This window comes from Microbacterium sp. CPCC 204701, from assembly GCF_004010105.1.
Taxonomy (GTDB): domain Bacteria; phylum Actinomycetota; class Actinomycetes; order Actinomycetales; family Microbacteriaceae; genus Microbacterium.
The window spans coordinates 1-5,979 of the sequence record NZ_RRYE01000184.1; the positions used below are offsets into that span (position 1 = coordinate 1).

A 5,979-nucleotide genomic window follows, 5' to 3' on the forward strand; every position below is an offset into this window, starting at 1 on the left:
GGTCGCCGTCCCGGGCGCCGAGGCGAGCTCGGGCTCGACGGGGCGCCGCGCGGCGAGCCACGCCGCGACCAGCGTGACCGCCGACATCGCGGCGAGCACCAGGCCCGGGTGCCACCACGCGAAGCCGGTCGCGATGCCGAGCTCGAACGTGAGGTAGGGCACGAACCCGCTGATCGTGGCGGCCAGCGCGTACGAGAACGACAGCGCCGAGTAGCGGAAGTTGTCGGGGAACAGGTCGTTCATGAGCCCGCCGAGGGCTGCCCAGGCCATCGTCGGGAGGATGCCGCCGACGATCATCGTGCCGACGAGGATCGGGAAGGTCGCGAACTGCAGCAGGAAGTACATCGGGAACGTGATGAGAAGAGTGCCGAGAGCGCCCCACAGCACCACCCTCGCCGAGCCGATGCGGTTCGCCCACGCGCCGAAGAGCGGGATCGTCACCAGCTGCAGGAGTCCGCCGATCGTCGTCGCGACGAGCAGGTCCTGGAAGCTGAAGCCCAGCTGCTCCACGCCGTAGTTGACCGTGTAGGTGTTCATGAGCGAGTACGACCCGATGCCGAGCAGCGCCGCGCCGATCGCGATGACCATGGCGCCGGGGCGCCGCGCGAACATCGTGACGAACGGGATGCGGTCGCGGCGGCCCTCGGCGACGACTCCTCGGAACACGGGCGTCTCTGAGATCGACCACCGCAGGTACAGCGACACCAGCAGCAGCGGCAGCGCCAGCAGGAACGGGATGCGCCAGCCCCACTCGGCGAGTGCCTCGGGCGGGAGCACCAGCGTCATGACGATGAAGACGGTGGCCGAGAGGATCGACCCGACCGGGGAGCCGAGCTGGGGGATGGCGGCGTAGAAGGCGCGCTTGAGCGGACCCGAGTGCTCGGTCGCGATGAGAATCGATCCGCCCCACTCGCCGCCGAGCGACAGGCCCTGAGCGATGCGCAGCACGATCAGCAGGATCGCGCCGAGCCAGCCGGCCTGGGCGTAGGTCGGGAGAAGGCCGATGAGGCCCGTCGCGACGCCCATGATGCCGACGGTCCACAGCAGGGTGGCCCGTCGTCCGAGCCGGTCGCCCATGAACCCGAACAGCAGTGCGCCGATCGGTCGCACGATGAACGCGATCGCGATCGTCAGGAACGCGACGCTCGTCGCGCCGAACTCGCCCAGCGGATCGAAGAAGAGCGGGCCGACGAAGAACGCCGAGAAGTACGCGAAGAGGTAGAAGTCGAACGACTCCAGAGAGGTGCCGACCATGGACGCCCACGCGACGCGGCGCGTGGGGGAGGTCTCGGCGAGGGGAGTGGATGCTGCGGTCACGGAGGTCAATCTTGGCACGAGTCCAGAAACCAGGCGCACCCCTCCGGCATTCCCGCTTGTGCGCGGCCGGTAGAATCGACGGACAGGCGTCGATCCGGCCATCACCGGGGAGCCCTCGGAAGAACAGGGCGCCGCTCGCGCGGAGCCCTTACTAGAACCGAGCGGGCCAGGCCCGTCACAGCCGCAGTGAGAGGGGACGGATGCCTGACCCTAGGCATGCGTCAATGCAGGGTGGTACCGCGGTCTGTCTGGAGCATCCGGACCGGTCGTCCCGGCAGGAAGCACCGAGTGAGCACCTGCGAGAGATGATGACCTACCCCCGCCCTTCCACAAGCTCCGCCTTCGGGCCGGCCGCCGACGCGGCGCTGCCCGCCGTCGTCCCCAGCCCTCGCTTCCCCGAGATCGAGCAGGAGACGCTCGCGTTCTGGGAGGCCGACCACACCTTCCGCGCCTCGATCGAGCAGCGCGAGGGAGCCGAGGAGTGGGTGTTCTACGATGGCCCGCCGTTCGCGAACGGCCTGCCGCACTACGGTCACCTGCTGACCGGCTACGCCAAGGACCTCTTCCCGCGGTTCCAGACCATGCGCGGAAAGAAGGTCGACCGGGTCTTCGGGTGGGACACCCACGGGCTGCCTGCCGAGCTCGAGGCGATGAAGCAGCTCGGCATCACCGAGAAGAGCGAGATCGAGGCGATGGGCGTCGCCGCGTTCAACGACAAGGCGCGCGAGTCGGTGCTCGCATACACACGCGAGTGGGAGGACTACGTCACGCGCCAGGCGCGGTGGGTCGACTTCGAGCGCGGCTACAAGACGCTCGACGTCTCGTACATGGAGTCGGTGCTGTGGGCGTTCAAGACCCTCCACGACAAGGGCCTCGCGTACGAGGGTCACCGGGTGCTGCCGTACTGCTGGCGCGACGAGACCCCGCTGTCGGCGCACGAGCTGCGCATGGACGACGACGTGTACAGGATGCGCCAGGATCCGTCGGTGACGGTCACCTTCCCGCTCGTCGGCGCCAAGGCCGAGTCGCTCGGCCTCACCGGAGTGCGGGCGCTCGCGTGGACGACGACGCCGTGGACGCTGCCCACCAACTTCGCCCTCGCCGTCGGCCCCGACATCCGCTACGTCGTGGTGCCGGGCGGTCCGAACGGCGCCGCCGACGTGCATCACGCTGCAGACGGCTCGGCGGACGAGCCCGAAGAGGCCTACGCGCACCGTTACCTCCTCGCCGAGGAGCTCGTCGGCGGCTACGCGAAGGACCTGGGGTACGACTCGCCCGAGGCGGCGCGCGAGGCCGTCGTGCAGACGATGCTCGGCCGCGAGCTGCAGGACGTCTCGTACGACCGGCTCTTCGACTACTACGCGGATGCCGAGACCTGGGGCACCGAGAATGCGTGGCGCATCCTCGCCGACGACTACGTCACCACGGCCGACGGCACCGGCATCGTCCACCAGGCCCCGGCGTTCGGCGAGGACGACCAGCGCGTCACAGAGGCCGCCGGCATCCCGCTCATCATGAGCCTTGACGACGGCGGCCGGTTCCTGCCGCAGGTGACCGACGTCGCCGGCGAGCTGTGGATGGACGCGAACCGGCCGCTGATCCGCCGGCTGCGCCAGGAAGGGCGCCTGCTGCGCGAGGCCAGCTACGAGCACTCGTACCCTCACTGCTGGCGCTGCCGGAACCCGCTCATCTACCGCGCGGTGTCGAGCTGGTTCGTGCGCGTGACCGAGGTCAAGGACCGCCTGCTCGCGAACAACGAGCAGATCACGTGGGTGCCCGAGAACGTCAAGCACGGCCAGTTCGGCAAGTGGCTCGAGGGCGCGCGCGACTGGTCGATCAGCCGCAACCGCTACTGGGGCTCCCCGATCCCGGTGTGGAAGAGCGACGACCCCGAGCACCCGCGCATCGACGTGTACGGCTCGCTCGAAGAGCTCGAGCGCGACTTCGGGCGCCTCCCGCGCAACGCCGAGGGCGATGTGGACCTGCATCGTCCGTACATCGACGACCTCACGCGACCCAACCCGGACGACCCGACCGGGCAGTCGACGATGCGCCGCATCGAGGATGTCTTCGACGTGTGGTTCGACTCGGGGTCGATGCCGTACGCGCAGGTGCACTACCCCTTCGAGAACCAGGAGTGGTTCGACGCGCACTCGCCCGCCGACTTCATCGTCGAGTACATCGGCCAGACTCGCGGGTGGTTCTACGTCATGCACGTGCTGTCGACCGCGCTGTTCGACCGGCCGGCGTTCACCGGGGTCTCGTGCCACGGCATCATTCTGGGCAATGACGGGTACAAGGCCTCGAAGTCGCGAGGCAATTATCCTGACGTGTACGAGACCTTCGACTCCGACGGCTCCGACGCCACGCGCTGGTTCCTCATGGCGAGCAACGTGCTTCGGGGCGGCAATCTGATCGTCACAGCCGAGGGGATCCGAGCCGGAGTCCGGGAGTTCATGCTGCCGCTGTGGAATGCGTGGTATTTCTTCGCCACCTACGCCAACGCCGCCGGCGGCCCTTCGACAGGCTCAGAGATAGGGGCGGCGTACCAGGCACGGTGGCGGACGGACTCGACGGATGTCCTCGACCGCTACATCCTGGCGCTCACTGGAGACCTCGTGCGCGACGTCGCGGCCGACCTCGAGAACCTCGACTCCACGATGGCCGCCGCGAAGCTGCGCGAGTTCGCCGAGGTGCTGACGAACTGGTACATCCGCCGCTCGCGCGACCGGTTCTGGGTCGGCGTCACCGACGACCCGAAGAGCACCGAGGCGTTCGACACGCTGTACACCGTGCTCGAGACGCTCACACGCGTCGCGGCGCCGCTGATCCCGCTGATCGCCGAGAAGGTGTGGCAGGGGCTCACCGGGGGCCGGAGCGTGCACCTGCAGGACTGGCCGGACGCGAGCACCTTCCCCCAGGCCGCCGACATCCGCTCCGCGATGGACGCGGTCCGCGAGGTCTCCAGCGTCGCCAACGCGCTGCGCAAGAAGGAGGGCAAGCGCGTGCGGCTGCCGCTTCCGAAGCTCACCGTGGCGGCGACGGATGCCGCATCCCTCGCGCAGTTCGACGGGATCCTGCGCGACGAGCTGAACGTCAAGCAGGTCGAACTGGTCGAGCTGGGCGACGGACTCGCCGAGCGCTACGGCATCAGCAAGCGCCTGACCGTGAACGCCCGCGCGGCGGGACCCCGCCTGGGCAAGCAGGTGCAGCACGTCATCGCCGGAGCGAAGGCGGGCGTGTGGGAGGAGCGCGACGGCGTGGTGCTCGTGGACGGCGTCGCCCTCGAGGAGGGTGAGTACGACCTCACGCTCGAGGCGGGCGGCGTCGAGGAGGGCACGGCGATCGCGCTCGTCGGCGACGGTGGGTTCGTGCTGCTCGACACCACGACGACGCCAGACCTCGAGGCTGAAGGCCTCGCGCGCGACATCATCCGCGCCGTGCAGGACACGCGCAAGGCCGCCGGCTTCGACGTCAGCGACCGCATCCGCCTGCAGCTGGCGTTCGATGACGTCGACGACCGGGTGGCCGTCGAGTCGGCCTTCGAGGCCGCAGACGTCGCCGGCGACACCCTGACCGTCGAGCACGCGCTCTACGGACCGCGGGGGAGCCTCCCCGCCGAGCCGGTTCCCGGGCACGTGGCCGAGTTCGACGCGGGCACCTACGCCAACCGCGGGGCGTTCGCGGTGGCCGTCACGAAGATCGAGGCATCCGCATGAGCGACAAGGACCGCCGCCGGGCGGACGCCGTCTACGAGGCGCTGCTGCAGCGGCAGGGAGAGCAGTGGGTGCAGCCGCGCGTCGAGCGCACGCGGCGCGTGCTCGGGCTGCTCGACGATCCGCAGAGGACCTACCGCGTGGTGCACGTGACCGGCACGAACGGCAAGACCTCGACGAGTCGCATCATCGAGAGCCTCGTGCGGGCGCACGGCCTCAGGACGGGCCTGTTCACGAGTCCGCACCTCGAGCGGTTCACCGAGCGCATCGTGGTCGACGGCGAGCCGATCGCCGACGCCGCCGTCGCCGACGCGTGGGACGAGATCGAGCCCTTCGTCGGGATCGTCGACGCGGAGCTCGAAGCGACCGGCGACGCGCCGCTGACGTTCTTCGAGCTGCTCACCGTGCTCGCCTTCGTCGCGTTCGCCGACGCACCCATCGACGTGCTCGTGCTCGAGGTGGGCATGGGCGGGTCGTGGGACTCGACCAACACCGCCGACGGCGATGTGGCCGTGTTCGCGCCCGTTGCGCTCGACCACGCCGATCGCCTCGGCGAGACGGTCGCCGAGATCGCCGCGGTGAAGGCCGGCATCATCAAGGACGGCGCGGCCGTCGTGTCGGCCCGCCAGGATGCCGCGGCCGAGGCCGTGCTGCGGGAGGCTGCCGCTGCGCGCGGCGCGACCATCGCGTTCGAGGGCGAGGGATTCGCCCTCGTCGAGCAGCGGCTCGCCGTGGGGGGCCAGCAGATCACGGTACGGGGCCTCGCCGGTACGTACGAGGAGGAGTACCTCCCGATGTACGGAGCGCACCAGGGCTTCAACGCGGCCCTCGCCATCGCGGCGGTGGAATCGCTGGTCGGCGGGGGTTCGCGGCCGATCGCCGGGGACGTCCTCGCGGACGGTCTCGGGGCAGCCATGTCGCCAGGGCGCCTCCAGCTCGTCGGCGC

3 protein-coding genes are annotated in these 5,979 nt (G+C 69.8%); 2 read left to right on the forward strand and 1 reads right to left on the reverse strand.

The window, feature by feature from the left end; all coding sequences use genetic code 11:
- Positions 1 to 1,317: MFS transporter (locus EIO58_RS11290; RefSeq protein WP_240658756.1), on the reverse strand; the 1,317-nt coding region annotated here is incomplete at its 3' end.
- A 308-nt stretch (positions 1,318 to 1,625) separates the two neighbouring features.
- Here EIO58_RS11290 and ileS point away from each other — a divergent pair.
- Together ileS and EIO58_RS11300 are read left to right on the forward strand one after the other, a co-directional pair.
- Positions 1,626 to 5,036 (forward strand): isoleucine--tRNA ligase, encoded by a 3,411-nt coding sequence (gene ileS / locus EIO58_RS11295; RefSeq protein ID WP_127819626.1) that lies wholly within the window; start codon positions 1,626 to 1,628, stop codon positions 5,034 to 5,036.
- Positions 5,033 to 5,979, forward strand: a 947-nt coding sequence (locus tag EIO58_RS11300) for a bifunctional folylpolyglutamate synthase/dihydrofolate synthase (protein ID WP_127819624.1), incomplete at its 3' end; no start/stop codon positions are given. The genes ileS and EIO58_RS11300, both read left to right, overlap by 4 nt.